General features: G+C 35.4%; 16 protein-coding genes. 7 read left to right on the top strand and 9 right to left on the bottom strand.

Features of this window, described 5'->3' with window-relative positions:
- Window positions 1–104 precede the first annotated feature (104 nt).
- Both GKR88_12790 and GKR88_12795 read left to right on the top strand, forming a co-directional pair.
- Window positions 105–458, top strand: a complete 354-nt coding sequence (locus GKR88_12790; GenBank protein ID QMU65078.1) for a transposase — start codon at window positions 105–107, stop codon at window positions 456–458.
- Window positions 459–477: 19 nt separating this feature from the next.
- On the top strand, window positions 478–1,431 hold the full coding sequence (locus GKR88_12795; protein ID QMU65079.1) for a DDE transposase: 954 nt from the start codon (window positions 478–480) through the stop codon (window positions 1,429–1,431).
- 74 nt (window positions 1,432–1,505) lie between these two features.
- Here the strand turns inward: GKR88_12795 and GKR88_12800 are convergent, their stop codons facing one another.
- The 3 genes from GKR88_12800 to GKR88_12810 form a co-directional block, all read right to left on the bottom strand.
- A complete protein-coding gene (locus GKR88_12800; protein QMU65080.1) occupies window positions 1,506–1,871 on the bottom strand; it encodes a hypothetical protein in 366 nt (121 codons plus the stop codon).
- Between the two features lie 224 nt (window positions 1,872–2,095).
- The gene (locus GKR88_12805) at window positions 2,096–2,728 is read right to left on the bottom strand and encodes a YceI family protein (protein ID QMU65081.1); all 633 of its coding nucleotides are present in this window, start codon (window positions 2,726–2,728) and stop codon (window positions 2,096–2,098) included.
- A gap of 107 nt (window positions 2,729–2,835) precedes the next feature.
- Window positions 2,836–3,861, bottom strand: coding sequence for a metal-dependent hydrolase (locus tag GKR88_12810; protein ID QMU65082.1), 1,026 nt, complete (start codon window positions 3,859–3,861; stop codon window positions 2,836–2,838).
- A 73-nt stretch (window positions 3,862–3,934) separates the two neighbouring features.
- On the opposite strand from GKR88_12810, the gene nhaC reads away from it, so the two are divergent.
- Window positions 3,935–5,422: a Na+/H+ antiporter NhaC gene (gene nhaC, locus GKR88_12815; GenBank protein ID QMU65083.1), complete on the top strand. Its 1,488-nt coding sequence runs from the start codon at window positions 3,935–3,937 to the stop codon at window positions 5,420–5,422.
- Here nhaC and GKR88_12820 read toward each other — a convergent pair.
- Window positions 5,415–7,382 carry a hypothetical protein gene (locus tag GKR88_12820; protein ID QMU65084.1) on the bottom strand — a complete coding sequence of 656 codons (1,968 nt, stop codon included), beginning with the start codon at window positions 7,380–7,382 and terminating at the stop codon, window positions 5,415–5,417. The two genes, nhaC and GKR88_12820, sit on opposite strands and share 8 nt — an antisense overlap.
- Window positions 7,383–7,459: 77 nt before the next feature.
- Between GKR88_12820 and GKR88_12825 the strand changes: the two genes are divergently transcribed.
- Window positions 7,460–8,059 (top strand): ribonuclease HII, encoded by a 600-nt coding sequence (locus GKR88_12825; GenBank protein ID QMU66714.1) that lies wholly within the window; start codon window positions 7,460–7,462, stop codon window positions 8,057–8,059.
- Here GKR88_12825 and lipB read toward each other — a convergent pair.
- Window positions 8,056–8,757, bottom strand: a complete 702-nt coding sequence (gene lipB, locus GKR88_12830; GenBank protein QMU65085.1) for a lipoyl(octanoyl) transferase LipB — start codon at window positions 8,755–8,757, stop codon at window positions 8,056–8,058. The genes GKR88_12825 and lipB overlap by 4 nt on opposite strands.
- Before the next feature lie 202 nt (window positions 8,758–8,959).
- Window positions 8,960–9,382 carry a hypothetical protein gene (locus GKR88_12835; GenBank protein ID QMU65086.1) on the bottom strand — a complete coding sequence of 141 codons (423 nt, stop codon included), beginning with the start codon at window positions 9,380–9,382 and terminating at the stop codon, window positions 8,960–8,962.
- A 326-nt stretch (window positions 9,383–9,708) separates the two neighbouring features.
- On the opposite strand from GKR88_12835, the gene GKR88_12840 reads away from it, so the two are divergent.
- From GKR88_12840 to gldA, 3 genes are all read left to right on the top strand, one after another.
- On the top strand, window positions 9,709–11,496 hold the full coding sequence (locus GKR88_12840) for a hypothetical protein (GenBank protein ID QMU65087.1): 1,788 nt from the start codon (window positions 9,709–9,711) through the stop codon (window positions 11,494–11,496).
- Entirely contained in the window at window positions 11,451–13,007 is a 1,557-nt protein-coding gene (locus tag GKR88_12845) for a T9SS type A sorting domain-containing protein (protein QMU65088.1), read from the top strand. The genes GKR88_12840 and GKR88_12845 overlap by 46 nt, the downstream gene beginning before the upstream one ends.
- Window positions 13,008–13,235: 228 nt before the next feature.
- Window positions 13,236–14,129, top strand: coding sequence for a gliding motility-associated ABC transporter ATP-binding subunit GldA (gene gldA, locus GKR88_12850; protein ID QMU65089.1), 894 nt, complete (start codon window positions 13,236–13,238; stop codon window positions 14,127–14,129).
- A 493-nt stretch (window positions 14,130–14,622) separates the two neighbouring features.
- Here gldA and GKR88_12855 read toward each other — a convergent pair whose 3' ends face one another.
- From GKR88_12855 to GKR88_12865, 3 genes are all read right to left on the bottom strand, one after another.
- Window positions 14,623–15,069 (bottom strand): hypothetical protein, encoded by a 447-nt coding sequence (locus GKR88_12855; protein ID QMU65090.1) that lies wholly within the window; start codon window positions 15,067–15,069, stop codon window positions 14,623–14,625.
- Between the two features lie 69 nt (window positions 15,070–15,138).
- Window positions 15,139–16,362 carry a hypothetical protein gene (locus tag GKR88_12860; GenBank protein QMU65091.1) on the bottom strand — a complete coding sequence of 408 codons (1,224 nt, stop codon included), beginning with the start codon at window positions 16,360–16,362 and terminating at the stop codon, window positions 15,139–15,141.
- Window positions 16,363–16,531: 169 nt separating this feature from the next.
- On the bottom strand, window positions 16,532–17,506 hold the full coding sequence (locus tag GKR88_12865; protein QMU65092.1) for an IS1595 family transposase: 975 nt from the start codon (window positions 17,504–17,506) through the stop codon (window positions 16,532–16,534).
- Window positions 17,507–17,510 lie beyond the last annotated feature (4 nt).

The raw sequence follows: 17,510 nt of genomic DNA on the forward strand, positions 1-17,510 counted from the left end.
AATGAAGTGTGTCTTTGCGAGTGAAACGAAGCAATTAGGGATCAGGGTCAAAAGTTTTGTGTGGATTGAATTAAAGTTTTGATCTTTGTAAAAAAAAACAGAGATTGGAATTATCCTTAGACCTTTTAAAATTCATCTTACCTGAGATGCTCGTAGAACATTTTGATTTGGTAAGACACACTCATCGAAATGAGGAACTTCATTTGTATTTTGAAGAGCGTAATGTTGTTCCTAAAGAAGTCATAAATCCTAATGTAATTGCTCATGGTTTCCACAAAGAGATTACTATTGAAGACTTTCCTTTGCGTGGAAACACTGTGTATCTTCACGTAAGGCGACGTAGATGGTTAGATAAAGAGACTAGGCAAATCATTCAAAGAGATTGGAATCTAGTAGCTCAGGGAACTCGCATGACAGGTGAGTTTGCTGCTTTTTTAAAAGAGATTAGTCGATACTGAGAAGAGTGATTGCAAAACCATTGCAAGAATCTATGGCGTGAATGGGAAGAAGTTCCAAAGGCAGTATCGAGATTATTTGAGTGAGTTTAAACAGTGGAAGGAAAAGTCTCATGCCAAAGAGTGGTTGATCTTCCCTGAGAATATAGGAACTCGATTATCTATCGACGAAGTAGCCTTATCAAAAGGAGAACTCTACACCATCGTTACCAATAAAAAAGCTAAAGGAAAGAAAGGAAGTATTGTGGCGATCATAGCTACTACCAAAGCAGAACCTATTATCAAACACCTATTTAAAATCTCATCTGCGAAAAGAAACAAGGTCAGAGAAATTACCCTAGATATGGCGAACTCCATGAAGCTGATTGCCAAACGGTGTTTCCCCAAAGCCATACAAGTAACCGATAGATTCCATGTACAGAAACTAGCTCTAGAAGCACTTCAAGAAATTAGGATCAAACATCGATGGGAAGCCATAGATACAGAAAATGAACGGATCAAACTTGCCAAAACCAATAACAAAGAATATTACCCTGAAATATTAGAAAATGGAGATACCATAAAGCAACTCTTGGCTAGAAGCAGATACTTACTCTACAAAGCACCAAGTAATTGGACAGAAGATCAAAGAGTAAGAGCTAACATCCTCTTTAAAAGATATCCTGATATCAAAACAGCTTTTAAGCTCGTACAAGGACTTAGAAATATCTTCAACACAGCAAACTCAATACAAGTCGCTTATACAAAACTAGCGCATTGGTATAAAGATGTAGAACAAACAGCATACAAGGCTTTTAATACCATAGCAAACTCTATCAGGCTTAACTATAGATCAATATTGAATTACTTCATTAATAGAAGTACTAATGCAGCGGCAGAATCTTTCAATGCCAAAATCAAAGCCTTTAGATTACAATTTAGAGGGGTCAAAAACACAGAATTCTTCCTCTATAGATTAACTACAATTTTTGCATAAACACAACAATTAGTCTTGATCCATTTTTACGCTTTCTTTTTTTAGGGCGAGTTTTTTCTTCCAGAGGAAAAGGTTCAGCTTCCTAATGTTACGGAGAAAGTTCTCTTTTCGGGAAGAAAAGTAAGGAGGTATGGTGTTTTTGAATGTAGTGCTCCTTGGGATACTACATATGCTTTTTTTCCATCACTGACCACACGGGGATCATTGCCCGAACAGAGTATTTCCTCAGATACTATTTTCTTTGTGTCATTGCCCTGATATTTTGTGAGAATGATTTGACTTATCGTATCGGATTCATTTTTTGGCCAGTCATCATAAGAAAAAAGCTGATGCCTTCTATGAACCGAATACAGGTGTTCTTCCATAAAGAAAAACGAATAAAAGCAATCTGTAAGCTCTCCAACTTGCGAAAAAGATTCGTTAATTTTTATTAACCTCATTAATGTGTCCGGATCAAAAAAGCCTTATACGTACCGGTTTCTAATTTATGAAATACTGAATATCATTAACACCCGAAATTTTAAACGCTGGATCGTTTCACTACCAGAGTAAAGACGATAGACAAATTGAAAATCAAATCGCCTTGATCCTTATGTCTAAAAACACGGTGGCCTCATGTTCAGCTTTCGGACGATTACGACTGAGTATATAATTATTTAATCGACTAGTTGCCTTTTACTTTTATGCTAAATGACATCTCCACTAAGTCATTAATAATTTTATCTTCTAAAGAAGGAAAAAATCTCTTGGATCCGTATTTTACATTAAAATCAGCTCTGTCTATGGCAAATGTATCGCTTTTAAATATTTTGGCTCCTTCTTCTGTTAATGTAGCCGGAATGGTAATGCTTTTTGTTACGTCTTTGATCGTCAGATTTCCCGTAACTGCCAAGGTGTCTTCTTTTTGTTCTACAGAGGTAATGATAAACCTGGCCGTAGGAAATTTTTCAATATCAAAAAAGTCATCGGAACTCAAGTGTTTTACTAATTTTGCTCCGTAGTCAGGACTTAAATCTTCGTTTTTAATAGAAGCCATATCTATGACAAAATCACCTGATGTGATTGCTCCGTCTTTTATGATAAGGGAACCTTGTTTTAAAGATACGGTTCCATGATGCGACCCTCCGGATTTGGAACCTTTCCACGTTACTAATGAGGCTGTTATATCTACATTATTAACAGTCTCTGTTTTTTCAACTTTTACTTCTTCTTTTGCTTCAATTTTGCCCTTTTTCTCTCCTTTACAGGCAGAAAATAAGATAAAAATTACGATAACGGTAGCGATTGCTTTTTTCATTTTAATTGTGTTTATTTAGGTTATTATTTTTATTTTTTTCAATGTTTTAAACAAGTTAAGAACCTTTCCAACTTTGTAACTTTTTTACTTTCCAACTTTAAACCATATCATATACCTTTTAATCGTTTCCAAAAATCTTTAAGACCATCATTGTCCGTTTTATTACCTCCAAAAGGTATCACATCATATCTTTCATTTTCTCTTTTTACTAAAGGAAAAGTAAAGATTGCAGAATCAGAATTCTTAGGATCTAAAAAAGGATATCGCAAATCCGTATATATGATTTGGGATAGCGAATCCATATCAGATAACCTGTAATATTCATTGCTAAACCATCGCATGGTTTTAATATCCGGATGATTGACATCCAACAGGTGGTGATTCTTGGAAATGGTAAGAATAGTATCTGCCCTGGTACGGGTATCCAATAAAGAATAAAACCCTACATGGTAAGCATCTTCACTTTCGGCAATGCCATACCATAAAATAGCATTTGCAATAGTAGGTTGTACACTAAACCTGTGAAAAGCAATATTTGCTTCCTGAAAAGATTTTTTAAAAACAGTATCTATATATAATTTGTTACCTATGGTAAATAGCATGTAAAAAGAACTGATGTAGATACCGGCTTTTGCCCATTTCCTTCTTTTAGGGTTTATTCTTCTAAAGAATAAGGTAGCTACAATGCAAATCAAGAGAGGGAAAGTATACAAAGGGTCAACAACAGAGATTGTATTAAATGCCACTCTATAGTCAGAAAACGGTAAGAACAACTGCGTGCCGTAAGGCGTAAAACAATCTAAGACAGGATGTGTAAAAATAGACAAAAAGAACAGCCAAATCCAATCTTTAAGAGTGGTCGTATTTTTCCTCTTCCCGGAATTATAAGATTCGTAAACGATAAATCCGATAATCAAAGAAGCAATAACAGCAAATACAATAGAATGCGTAAAACCCCTGTGAAAAGCAATTTTATCTATCTCGTTGGTATAAAATACATTGCCAATGATCACATCCAGATCAGGTATAGTGCCCCCAATAGCACCAAATAAAACAGCTTTATTGCCTATTTTTTTACCGAGTGCTACTTCTCCGCAAGTGGCGCCTAACACTACCTGAGTTAACGAATCCATCTACGCAAAATTAAGAAATCTATTTGTATAACTAACCGTAAAATTGTAACATTACGGAATTAAAACAAGTACTATGCAAGACGATAAGAACGTGTCGGAGATCAAAATAGAAGATCAAAAAATAATCATACATAAAGAGCTTTCCATATGGGAGGTCTTGATTCCCGTTATTGCTTTGGTGGGGATGCTTGCATATAATGTCCTTTTTGTCTTCAAAGATGACGCGCTAAGTGGCAGTAACCAATTTATTTTATTGTTAGGAGGGGCAGTAGCCGCTATAGTAGGTCTCAAAAATAAAGTTTCTTTTTCCGGGATGATGGAAGAAGTTGCGGAGAATATAAAATCTACATCCAGTGCCATTTTGATATTATTAATGGTGGGTGCTTTGGCAGGAACCTGGTTAATCAGCGGTATTATACCGGCCATGATTTATTATGGATTACAGCTATTGAATCCGACTTTTTTTTTAACAGCGTGTTTAATTATCTGTGCGGTAATATCAATCGCTACAGGGAGTTCCTGGACAACTGCAGCCACTGTGGGTATTGCGCTGGTTGGTATTGGTGAAGCCCTGGGAATTTCTTTGGGCATGACAGCAGGCGCAGTATTATCAGGTGCTTATTTTGGAGATAAAATGTCTCCGATGTCCGATACTACCAATTTGGCACCTGCGATGGCAGGAACAGACTTATTTACACATATCAGATATATGGCATATACAACGGTTCCTACTTTTATCATCACCGTTTTGGTTTTTATCCTTATAGGGTTTACCGTAGATCCCATAGGCCAGGCCGATACAAATCTGATGTTACATGATATTGATAAGGCATTTCATATTACTCCGTGGTTGTTTGTAGTTCCTGTAATCGTCGTTTTTTTGATCGTGAAAAAAACACCGCCGTTAATTGCATTATTAGCAGGTACTTTATTGGCAGGAATTTTTGCTTTACTGTTCCAATCTCACGTAGTTGCTCAAATTACGGGGGCTACGGAACTCACTTTTAATACAGCATACAAGGGAATTATGCAAGCCATTACGGTAAAAACCACAGTAGCTACTGATAATGCTACTTTACAAGGGTTATTTACAGCCGGAGGAATGGTAAAAATGCTGAATACTATCTGGTTAATTTTATGCGCTATGGTTTTTGGAGGTATAATGGATGCGATTGGGGCATTAGCAAAAATAAGTAGTTTTATGTTGCACCTGTTCAATTCCATATTTGGACTGTTTGCCAGTACGGTATTTACCTGTATAGGATTAAATATCACAGCTTCTGACCAGTATTTGGCTATTGTCGTTCCGGGGAAGATGTATGCAAAAGCGTATAAAGCTAAAGGCTTGGCTCCGGAAAATCTGAGCAGAACCCTGGAAGACTCAGGAACGGTGACCTCGGTATTGGTTCCCTGGAATACCTGTGGGGCTTACCATTCGGGGGTATTAGGAGTAAATGTAGGCGAATATTTTGTATATGCCATATTTAATTGGTTATCACCATTTATGACTTTACTAGTTGCAGCATTTAGAATTAAGATAAAACAGTTAACAACTAAATAAACCAATTCCAGACCAATCCGAATCGAATGACAAAATCGCGATAGGGGTAATTAGGCGCAGAGAAATAGTTCTTTTTACTAAAATTTGAGGTGACATTATCTATTTTAAAATAAATGCGTGTTCTCCGCACCTGCGAATTAAAAAACAGATCGAAAGTGGGGTATCCAATGTCAGTTGTGTTCTGTAACGTAAACTCTGCTAACAGAGGATTGTAAGCATTTGCTTTGTATTTCGTGAAATAATTAAGTGTAACTCCAATTTGCATTTTTACCGGTTTTCCTTTAAACCAATAATCCGTATAATAAAGCGTATTTCGGGTCACAAAACCGGGAACTCTAAATACGGCACTGCCGGTACTTACATTTTGATACATCAACGTATTGTGTAAGGCAAATTTTCCGTATTTAAATTCATTAGACGCCTTTACTTTGAGGTAGCTGATATTTTCCGAAGATTGCTGAGGCATATTCTGATCATCAAAATACGTATAGTTTTCTATATTAGCAAAATTTACCGAAGCATTGACCCACTTGGAGGCTATGGAAAAACCAATATTTCGGGTATTCACGTCATTGAAGTTATTTTTCCAATTATAATCGTTATAAGTACTGTGATGTAATAAGAAATTAAAATCAGGAGACTTGGAATTGACTAAAAATGATACTTTGACAGTAAATATACTATCCTTTTTATATTTGGCTTCTCCAAACAAATGACTTCCCCCTAATTTGCTGTTGCCGGGAGTTGTCGAAGCATTTGCATTTAAACTGAAATTTTTGATTTTTGCCCGCCAATCAGCCCCGAAACCTACGGCACTTCCTTTTAATTTTAGATCATTAAAGGTAGCAGTAGCATTATAATTTATATCATATCCGTAGTCAAAACCGGCATAATTAGATTGTATTCTAAATTTCCCAAGTATATATTTGGAATTGAATTCTAAAAAAAATTGATTGTACAAAAACGTATGTTTAACCGTTTCGTCAACAGCTGTTGTTGTACTTGCGGTTCCAAAAAAGGAAGTAGGAGTATTTTCCGTAAACCGGTACGATTTATTTTCGCTCTTGAAAATATGCCCTAGTTTTAGATTCGAAAAATCTTTCTTCCCGAGCGTATCTTTTGATGAAAGCAATTTAAAATCATGCTCCAGGTAAAACCGGTTACCTTCAAATAGGTTCTCCGTATTATTGAGGTTCACATCCAATCTACCTCTTTCCGAGAAATTAGGGTCATTAGAAATAAAAGCATTCAGTGATGTTTCGGTTAGACCACCGCTTTCTTGATTTAGTAAATCCTGAGAAGTAACATGTGCTCTAACAGTATATTGACTCTCTTTGGACTCATAATGAAAAGTGGATCTGAAATTTCCTTGACTTGCCAGAGAGCGCCTGTACTGTCCTAATGACCGAATACCTTTGTAAGCTATTGAAACATTGAATCTTTTTGAGAAATTTAGGGTAAAAAGAGCATCTAAAACCTGCCCTTGTTGTAGCCCTGTTCTATACAAAATTTCAGTTGTAGGGGTAGGAACCTGATAATATGTAATTTCTTTATCCCGAATATAAAAAAACTGTTTTGCGCTTCGGCCAATATCCGGATAAGGAGATATGGTGTTGAAATGATATCCCAACGTATTAAAAGTTTGCCCTTGATTGTGAAATGGCAGTAACTCAAAATGATCTTTTCTTAAAAAGTTAAACCTGTATTCTTTTTTGATAGTTAAGGTAGTATCCACATAAGTGGTATCATTGTGAAAAGAAACTATTTTATAATCAGTATACTTTGTTTTGCCACTTAAAGTAACTTTAGTTTCATTAGAAAAAGTAGAATCTCTTTGATTAAATATAGCATCTTCTTTATTGTTGATCTTTACACCAGGCCCCAATTTTTTTTGTGCATGGCTATCGTGATAGGATGCTAAAAAAAATGAGATACTAAAAACAATTAAACATCTTTTCATTCCAATAATTCATTGAAGCAAATGTAAACTTTTCACATGTTAAATTTTTCCGAAAACTATATTTTTTATATTTGAAAATGTTAAAAACTAATTTTAGTGGTTTTAAAAACGAAGCAGGAACAGATGAAGCAGGAAGGGGTTGTTTGTGTGGGCCTGTAGTAGCTGCTGCTGTTATTTTACCTGAAAATTTCAGGCATGAATATTTAAACGATTCAAAGCAATTATCGGAGCAAAAAAGAGAGGAGCTAAGAACTGTTATAGAAAAAAATGCAACTGCCTTCGGAGTTTCTTTTATCCATCATGAAGAAGTAGATGAATTGAATGTACTGCAAGCTTCCATAACAGGTATGCATCGAGCTATGGAATCGTTAAAAATAATTCCGGATTTTATCATCGTAGATGGAAATAAATTTAAGCCTTTTAAGAGGATTCCTTATCAAACTATTGTAAAAGGAGATGCCAAATATGTAAGTATTGCTGCAGCGTCAATACTGGCAAAAACCTATAGGGATGAGTTTATGAAAAAAATTGACAAAGAGTTTCCTGTATATAACTGGAAAAAAAATAAAGGATACCCTACACAGGAACACCGGAACGCTATCTTAAAATACGGTATCACAAACTACCATAGGAAATCTTTTAGACTATTGCCGAACCAGTTACAATTAGATCTCTAGTTTGTATAAGAACTTACCTCAAAAATATCTTTAAAATGAAATATCATTTTTTCTTTTACCTCATACAAATCAATTTTTTTTCCTAGTTCCATTGCTAAAGAAGTCACTGCTTTACCCTGTATTCCGCATGGGACAATATGATCAAAATAACCAAGATCCGTATTTACATTTAGAGCAAATCCATGCATGGTTACCCACCTGCTGCTGCTAATACCCATAGCGCATATTTTTCTGGCAAAAGGAGTTTCCACATCTATCCAAACACCTGTTTCTCCTTTACTCCTGTCTGCCACAATATCATATGCTGCTAGTGTTCTTATGATAACCTCTTCCAAAAGGCGCAGATATTGGTGAATATCAGTAAAAAAGTTCTCTAAATCTAAAATAGGATACCCTACGATTTGTCCCGGGCCGTGATAAGTAATATCACCTCCTCTGTTTATTCTATAAAAGGCAGCACCCTTTTCTTTTAATTGATTTTCGCTTACAAGTAAATTTGAAAAATCCCCGCTTTTTCCTAATGTGTACACATGAGGATGTTCCACAAATAAAAAATAATTTGGAGTGGTATTTTTAACTTTATTTTTTCGGTTATCTTTCTTTATGGAAATGATATGGTCTAAAAGTTGAGTTTGATACTCCCAAACACGGTGGTAATCTTTTAAGCCTAAATCTTTTAGCTGTACTTTTTTATTCATAAGCGTATTGCAAAAATAACGATTAATTGTGCCTGGAAATATACAGTTTAAAGTTAAAAAGTTCCAAGTTTGTACGTTGAGGATTTAACATGCCTGAATAAGGTTGCCTTTTATGTTTTCAATTTTTTACTGACAATACTTAATATAAAGTACAATAGCCCCAATTTTGGAGCTATTGTATTTATAAATCGTTATTTTACTGTTAGTTGCATTCCGGTTCAACAGTGAAAGTGTAATTTTTATCGTTCACTTTTGTAATACTTGGTTCTCCTCTGTGATCGGGTTTATAAGCAGCACCGGTTCCCAAATCAACACCTATCCCTATAATCCCCCAAGATATCACACTTAAGATGAAATTTCCTGTTCTAAATATCTTGTGGTAAGTTTTGGTGTATTCTTTACAATTTCCATCTTTTACTTTAACTTCCAGAGGTCTGTTTCTATGGTATGTTCCTGTTGCAGTACCTTTACCTGTTTTCTCTCCGTTTACATAAATATCAGCATTAGGATGGTTTTTGGCAATAATGGTAGCATTGTACTTGCTTCCTCCAAATATAACACCGCAACTCGAAGCTGTAACAGAGATTAAAATTGAACATAAAAGAATGGTAAGTTTTGTTTTCATAATGGTTAAAATGTTTAGTTATAGTTTTTAAATTAACAATAAATGTAAAAAAAGAGTGCTTCATGAGATAATCCTCTTTTTGTATAAACCTCTTATTTTACTAGGAAAATAGCAAATCTTTTAGGCTCCTTTAAGAACTTTTATTTCCTTGTACATTTAATTTGTTTTCGCTTTCAAATGTATTCAATTTTTACTTTACATCAAAGTAATTTTGATAAAATCTAACGACTCAGGTAATTGAAAAAAAAAAAAAAGCTGTTTTTAGATAGTTCTAAAAAGAATTTAGTTATATTTGAGATTTATATAAAAATTAAAATTACCTTCTTATGAGATTAAAATTACCCTTTTTACTGTTTATACTACTTATATCAAGTGTTGTATATGCACAGAAAAACGCATGGAAGAAAAGTACTTCCGAAGGATATCTGAATACGATATCGATAGATAGATTACATCAAGATAAATCCGAAGTATTTGTTTTGAATGATACTGAATTTAAAAGTCAGTTAACAGGTTCTCCGTTAAGAGGTAATACATCAAACAGGACATCATCTAATTATGTATTGATTCCTGAAGAGCAGGGTCATTTTCTTAGGTTTCAAGTGTATGAGGCTCCTGTTTTTTCACTTTCCTTAGCAGCTAAATACCCGGATATCAAATCGTATGTGGGTTATAATGAACAAGGTGCTTTATTGCGGATGAGTATCTCTCCCAAAGGAGTACACACAATGATTACTTATAAAGACCGTCCGGCTACCTTTATGCAACCTGTCAAAGGAGAATTAAATACCTATATCGTTTATAACAGGGAGTCAAAACACGGATTGGAGACAGATCGTTTTATCTGTTCGACAAAGGATGAGATTGATAGAGATGCATCGAGGGAGGTTTTAACATCCCGTGAAGCCAATGATCAAACGTTAAGGAAGTTTAGAATGGCAGTATCGGTAAACGGAGAATATACGACTTATCACGGAGGGACAATAGCGGGTGCTTTGGCCGCAATTAATGTAACGTTGGCCAGGGTAAATGCGGTTTTTGAAGCAGATATGGCAGTTACCTTTGAGCTGGTAGATGCAGATGAACTGATATACACGGATGCGGCGACAGACCCCTATTCTGATAATTTAGCTAACTGGAATGCAGAATTGCAAAATACCTTAAATAATACCATTGGTAATGCAGCTTATGATATTGGTCATATGTTTGGAGCTTCCGGAGGAGGAGGTAGTGCAGGTTGCATCGGATGTGTTTGTGTAGATGGGCAAAAAGGAAGTGGAAAAACATCTCCTGCAGACGGAGTTCCTGAGGGAGATACTTTTGATATTGACTATGTGGCTCATGAGATAGGCCATCAAATGGGAGCGAATCATACTTATTCACATAGTACGGAAGGAACAGGGGTCAATGTAGAGCCCGGTTCGGGGTCTACCATTATGGGTTATGCAGGTATTACTTCCTCGAATGTACAGCAAAATAGTGATGCCTATTTTCATTATGTAAGTATTAAGCAGATACTGGACAATCTGGTAACGCAGACTTGTTGGCAAGCCAATTCACCTTTAAGTTTAACAAATAATCCTCCCGTAGCGAATGCGGGTTCGGATTATACGATTCCTCAAGGAACAGCTTATGTATTAAGAGGTGCTGCAACGGATGCGGATAGTGGAGATAATCTGACTTACAATTGGGAACAGAATGACAGTGGTCAGGTAACCAGAGGTCAATTTGGCCCTACCCGTACCATAGGCGCACAGGTACGTTCGTTGCCTTCTTCGGGTAGTCCTGACAGATATATTCCAAAGTTGAGCAGGGTGATAGCGGGTCAACTGACAGAGACGAATCCTAATTCGGGAGATGCCTGGGAGACGGTTTCCACAGTAGCAAGAGATTTAAACTTCGCATTAACGGTACGAGACAGAGCTCCTACGGCTACGGGATTACACGGTCAGTCGAGTTATGATTTAATGGCCATTACGGTAGATGCTTCGAGTGGCCCTTTTACGGTAACGGCACCCAATACAGCTGTTACCTGGGAACGGGTACTACACAGACCATTACCTGGGATGTGGCAAATACAACGAGTACTTCCGGGCCTGATTGCCAGAATGTAAATATAAAATTGTCTACGGATGGCGGAGTGACATTCCCGGTTACGTTGGCATCTGATACTCCAAATGACGGGACACATTCGGTAGTGATTCCGGAGATTCCGACCACTACTCAAGCAAGAATTATGGTAGAAGCAGCAGACAATATTTTCCTTGCCGTAAGCACCACTAATTTTACTATTAACTTAGCATCGCCAACCTTTTTTATAACCAATACAACAGGAGATCTATCCGGATGTAATTCGGGAGGAGGATCTGTAGTGTATACCTTGAATCTTAATTTTGTCAATGGTTTTTCGGAAACGGTTACTTTTTCAACAACAGATCAACCAAGTGGTTCAACAGTTACGTTTAATCCCGCATCTGTAAATGCAGATGGAAATGTAACGATGACGGTAAGTAATCTGGACGGAGTAGCTGGACAAGACTATACGATAGTTGTCACTGCTACATCGACATCCGTAACCAGGAATTTGAATGCGGATTTAAAAGTTTTTTCAAGTACATTTTCAGCACTTAATTTGACATCACCGGCAGACGGACAAATGGGAGTTCCATTAGATCCGACGTACATCTGGAATGCTGATTCCAATGCTACATCTTATGATGTAGAAGTAGCAACAAATATGGGCTTTACCAACATAGTGAGTAGTGGAACCGTGACAACAAATTCCTATTGGGGAACTTCATTAAATCAGGCAATAACCTACTATTGGAGGGTAAAACCTAAAAACAGTTGCGGTGAAGGAAATTTTTCGTCCGGAAATACGTTTACAACTCAGAATTGCCTTCCATGTACATCTGTGGCCAATGGAGCAACACCAACGAGTACAACAAGAGTGATTTTTAACACCATAGATCAATCTTCCGGAAAAGATAACGGAGGCTATAGTGATTATAGTAATATTAGTACCGATGTAAGAGCCAACGAAACACATAATGTATCTGTTTATGTGAATACAGGAGGGGAATTTACAGTAAAAACAAAGGTATGGATTGATTGGAATCAGGATTGTGATTTTGACGATGCAAATGAAGAATACAATCTGGGCAGAGCCAGTAATGTAACCGATGGACTAACGACTTTTAGCCCGGTAAGTATGACAATACCCGGTGACGCTTTAATTGGTCATACGGTTATGAGAGTTTCTACCAAGGCCAGTTCTAACCCTCCGACATCTTGCGAAAACGGAGCCAATGGAGAAGTAGAGGATTATACAATTAATGTTGTGGATGCTACGGCATCTTTGGAAGATGTTACTTTTGAAGGATTTAATTTATATCCAAACCCATCCAATGGAAACTTTACCTTAGTATTTGATACGGTTTCCTCTGAAAATGTTCAATTACAGTTGTTTGATATCACCGGCAGATTAGTGAGAGAAATACCATATGAGAATGTAGGTGCCAGATTTTCCGAAAATATATTCTTTGGCAATACATCTAAAGGATTGTATTTACTGAAAATCAAAAACGGATCGAAACAAACGACTAGAAAATTAGTGATAGAATAAATGTTATAGAAACATTCAGAGACCTTTGCAGAATTGATTTGACAAAAAAGTTCGACGCCCGAAGAACATTTTCAACCGGAATAACCTATTGGTTTTGAGGATTTAAAATTTTCGGGAAGGAAGAAATTTGAAGCCAAATCAATTTCAATACGGAATATATCACTATTTTGCAAAGGTCTCATTATTTTATTGCTCTTGTTGGTATTGAATTAATAATTATTTTTTGAAATGTCTATAGAAGTTACAAAAGTTTCCAAGAGATATGGTACTCAAGTAGCCTTAAATGAAGTTAGCTTTTCGTTAAAAAAAGGAGAGATTGTTGGTTTTTTAGGTCCTAACGGAGCCGGAAAATCTACCATGATGAAAATTTTAGCAGGATTTTTAAAATCTTTTGAAGGGAACATATCTGTAAATGAAATAGATATAACAAATGAACCTATCAGGGCACAGAAATATATTGGATACCTTCCGGAACACAATCCGCTATATTTAGATCTGTATGTAAGAGAGTACTTAGCGTTTCAGGCGCGTATTTATAAAGTACCTCAAAAAAAAATAGCACATGTTGTTGAACAAGTTGGTTTAAATCCGGAAGCTCATAAAAAAATAGGACAACTTTCTAAAGGGTATCAGCAAAGAGTAGGTTTGGCAGCGGCCATAATACATGATCCTGATGTGTTGATTTTGGACGAACCTACAACCGGACTGGATCCTAATCAACTAATGGAAATTAGAGCATTGCTAAAAAAACTGGGAAAGAAAAAAACAATTTTATTTTCCACGCATATTATGCAGGAAGTAGAAGCTATCTGTGATAGGGTTATTATTATAAAAAAAGGAACCATTTTAATGGACAATGTTATTTCGGATTTGAAAGAAAGTAATCAACAAGCTATAGAGGTAACATTCGACTATAAAGTAGAAAAACAACTTATTCAAAAATTACCCAATCTCATATCATGTGAAAATGATTTTAATACTACCTGGCAACTATCTTTTGAATCGGGAGAAGATATGCGTCCTGTTATTTTTGATTTCACCCGGAAAAACGGGTTAAAAATATTAGAATTAAGCTCTAAAAATCAAAACCTGGAAAATATATTTACCGAGCTAACTGCTTAACGAATTATTTTTTATTGTAAACCTGAGTTCGATTTAACGTATGTTCATGAGCAGCTAGGTCTTTTGAGGTCTTGATTTGCTGACTATTTTTGGTTGATAAATAGATTATACAATGAACCGATATAGTAAAGAAGAGAAGCAGACTCATATTTCCTTGTGGCAAGAGAGTGGACTATCCAAGTTACAATACGGTAAAGAATTAGGCATTACCTACAAGACCTTTTTGCATTGGTATAGCAAGTCCACTTTGTGAAATACAAATCCGTAGTACACAAAACTGAACTCAAAAAATTAAACCCCACCAAAATAGCCCTCCTCTGAATTAGTAGCTGCAATGTGGGTTAACAGAAATGTTAAAACCGTATTTTTTTATCTAACCCTATTTGTACTTAATTTGGATCAAGCAAAAAATCTAGAAGTAAATAAATTTCATCGCTCTACCGTTCAAATTTTTGAACAATAACAATCTGTATCTTCTTGTGAAGTTGATTCTTTATTTCGTAATGGCCCTGCTTCCCAAAGAAAACTTATAACCAAATTGAAATTGATAAAACGCAGAATTGTCCGAATTTCCCATGTAACCATAGGTATTGAGTCTTACAAAGATCGCTTGATTGGGATTTTTATTAGGATGATAGGAAATTTCCGCTTGATTATGAAACACGGGAATTCTTTCTTCAGGAAAATCACTAATTGATTCAAACGTATTAAAATCCTTAAAATTATGCCAAGTCCAATCCATCTTGTAGACAAAACTAAAGTTATTGTATCTTTTTAATTCGATACCCCACCCAAAACCAAGAGCTAATGATTTAGCGGTAGATGTCATCGTGTCATTTACCTGTAGCCCTGTAATCTGATAATCTGCCAAACCTCGAATGTTGAGTTTTAAGGGGTTATTTTTATAACTAAACGAGAGCATATTTGCCTCAATTCCCATCGTTAAAAAACGTTTTTCAATCAACTCAAAAGAATTTTGCGAATCTAGTTGTACATTTTGAATGTGATCTTAAAAACGAGAATACTGAACATTGGTGTGAATATTGGGTAGTACCTGAAATTGTGTATCTTTTAACCCAAACAGATTGAAAGGAAATATACGAGGGAACCTATATGGGAAAGGAAATACATAAAACTTTGCGCTCCCCTCGATTTGTACCAAACCGTTTTCAGACTCTCCAAAAGTAGATAAAAAATCGGTATAGGCTCTTAGCTCGACAATCTTATCCAAATAGGTCTTTTCTTTAATTTTATATCGAACTGAATTATTTTTATTAGTGGGAATTTTTTTTTCATCTAATTCTGGAAATTTTAAAACCAAATCGTGAGGGATGTAATTATTTCCGATTCCATAATGATATGTAAAAACATCTCCCATAAGAATAACCCGTTCAAAGAATCTATCTCCAAAAAGGGATTTTTTACTCTGAAGTTTACTTTTTTCAGTTTGTCTGTAGTAAAGAAGCCTTTTGTTAGCTTTTTTATGAAAATTCAAAATACTTACCCCCACAACACTCTGAAAAACATGAACCTCTCCTAAATATTTTATATAGGCTTTGACATCTATAAAAACCCCGTCCCTGATTTCCAACTCTACTTTTTGCAGTTTATAGGTCGCTACATCTCGTTCTTTGTTTTTTATAATTTCTTTAAACCTTCTTTTAGGGATTTTATAAAAATAAAATTCTTGGTTGTATTTGGGGATAACAATATTCCCGATATAACTATCTTTCCCTTTATTTTTAAGCACTTCATTTAGTATTTGACCTTGAATCGTTGTCTGATCAAAAAGGGTATCTTTAATGATCTTTCCACGTCCAAAATAACTATAAGTAACTTCCTTTTTTTCTTCATTCTCAAAGGGCTTCTGATACTGAAACCACTTTTTTATCGAATCTTTTTCTAGATATTGGCTACAATAGCTTTCGTTTTTTTCAAAATCCTTAAAAATACTGAGCAACTTATCAAAATTAGCCTTTTTATTTTTCTCTAGTGCACTTAATAGTGAATCCTTCTTCTTTTTATCAGACCTTTCAAGTTGTTCTATCTTATACAAATCTTTTGTGTAAATGCCCAACTGCTTCTCATATTTTTTTGCAATGGATTTGATAGAATTTTCACAGACTTTTTTCTGTAATAATGCGATTGTATCGATTTCTATTTTTATTTCCTGCGCGAAAGAAACCATAGAGAATGATACTAAAAAAAGGAGAACAAATTGTTGTTTTTTCATGACTAGGGGATTATCAATTAATAAAAAAGGTAACTCAAATCTTGAGCCATTCAAATATATATATTTTTTCACTAGCGTCCAAAAGTTTGATACAAGACCGCTGCGCTTCAAGACATAAGAATTAAGACGCATTGATTTTCAACCAGTTAAAATAATAATTGGCTCTAGTTTAAAATTGCGTTGATATTAATTTTTGATACTTCAATCCAATATTTTGATATTTTTGATACGCATTAATATGTTCTGACACTTTATTTACAAAGGCATTGAGTTTATCGTTTCTATATTTTAATTTTTCTTTGATGCGATACCAGTTCAAATATTGTTGCAAGTATTTGGTAGATACTCCCCAAAACTTGTTATCTATCCATTTCTTAACTCTGTTATGAGTTGAGTTGACATGTTGTATATGATACACTTTGTTTTTGACACGTTGTTTTATGACGCCTTTTAGAGTGTGATGCTCTATTTTATTGTCTATTGCAAATCCTTTGTAGCTTAGATGTGTGTCCCTACATAAAATGGCTTTACTTGCCTTTATTCTGCTGCCAATAGCATTTACAATATCTATTTTCTTTAATCTTCCCATAGTGGCTACAGTAATATCTGGATTAGATGTTCTATCTTGGGTTACAATAACAGCTACTTGATCATTACTGATGCCTTTGGTTTTAGAGCTACCACCACGTTTTCTTGATTCCCGATGATTTACTGGTCGCCCTTTTTCTGAATTTAAAAAGAAGGTCTCATCACTTTCTGTAATGCCTGTAAAATCATCTTTATCGTTTTCTGATAATGGGACTAATATCTTATGAGGCCAGTCAAAAGCCGTTTTCTTGTTTATCGATAAGGCTACTTTTATCTTATCTAAGCTCTTTTCTTCTAGCATTAATTCAAGGTAGTCATCAATCTTGTCCTTATGTTGCAAACCTGCCATCCAAGTACCTGTGTATTCTGTAAAACTGCGTTTGCAGGATTTACACTTATAGCGCTGAGAGCCTTTGTCAATACCAAATTTTACATACTTTGGATGCCAGCAATGGGCGCAACAACCTAACTTATTGTCTAATAAAAAACGCCTAGATTCTTGGCTTCTTACCGTTGGAACTGAATCTTTTGGTGATGTTGACAATTCTTTTAACAATTCC

Source organism: Flavobacteriaceae bacterium, assembly GCA_014075215.1.
Lineage (GTDB): Bacteria > Bacteroidota > Bacteroidia > Flavobacteriales > Flavobacteriaceae > Polaribacter.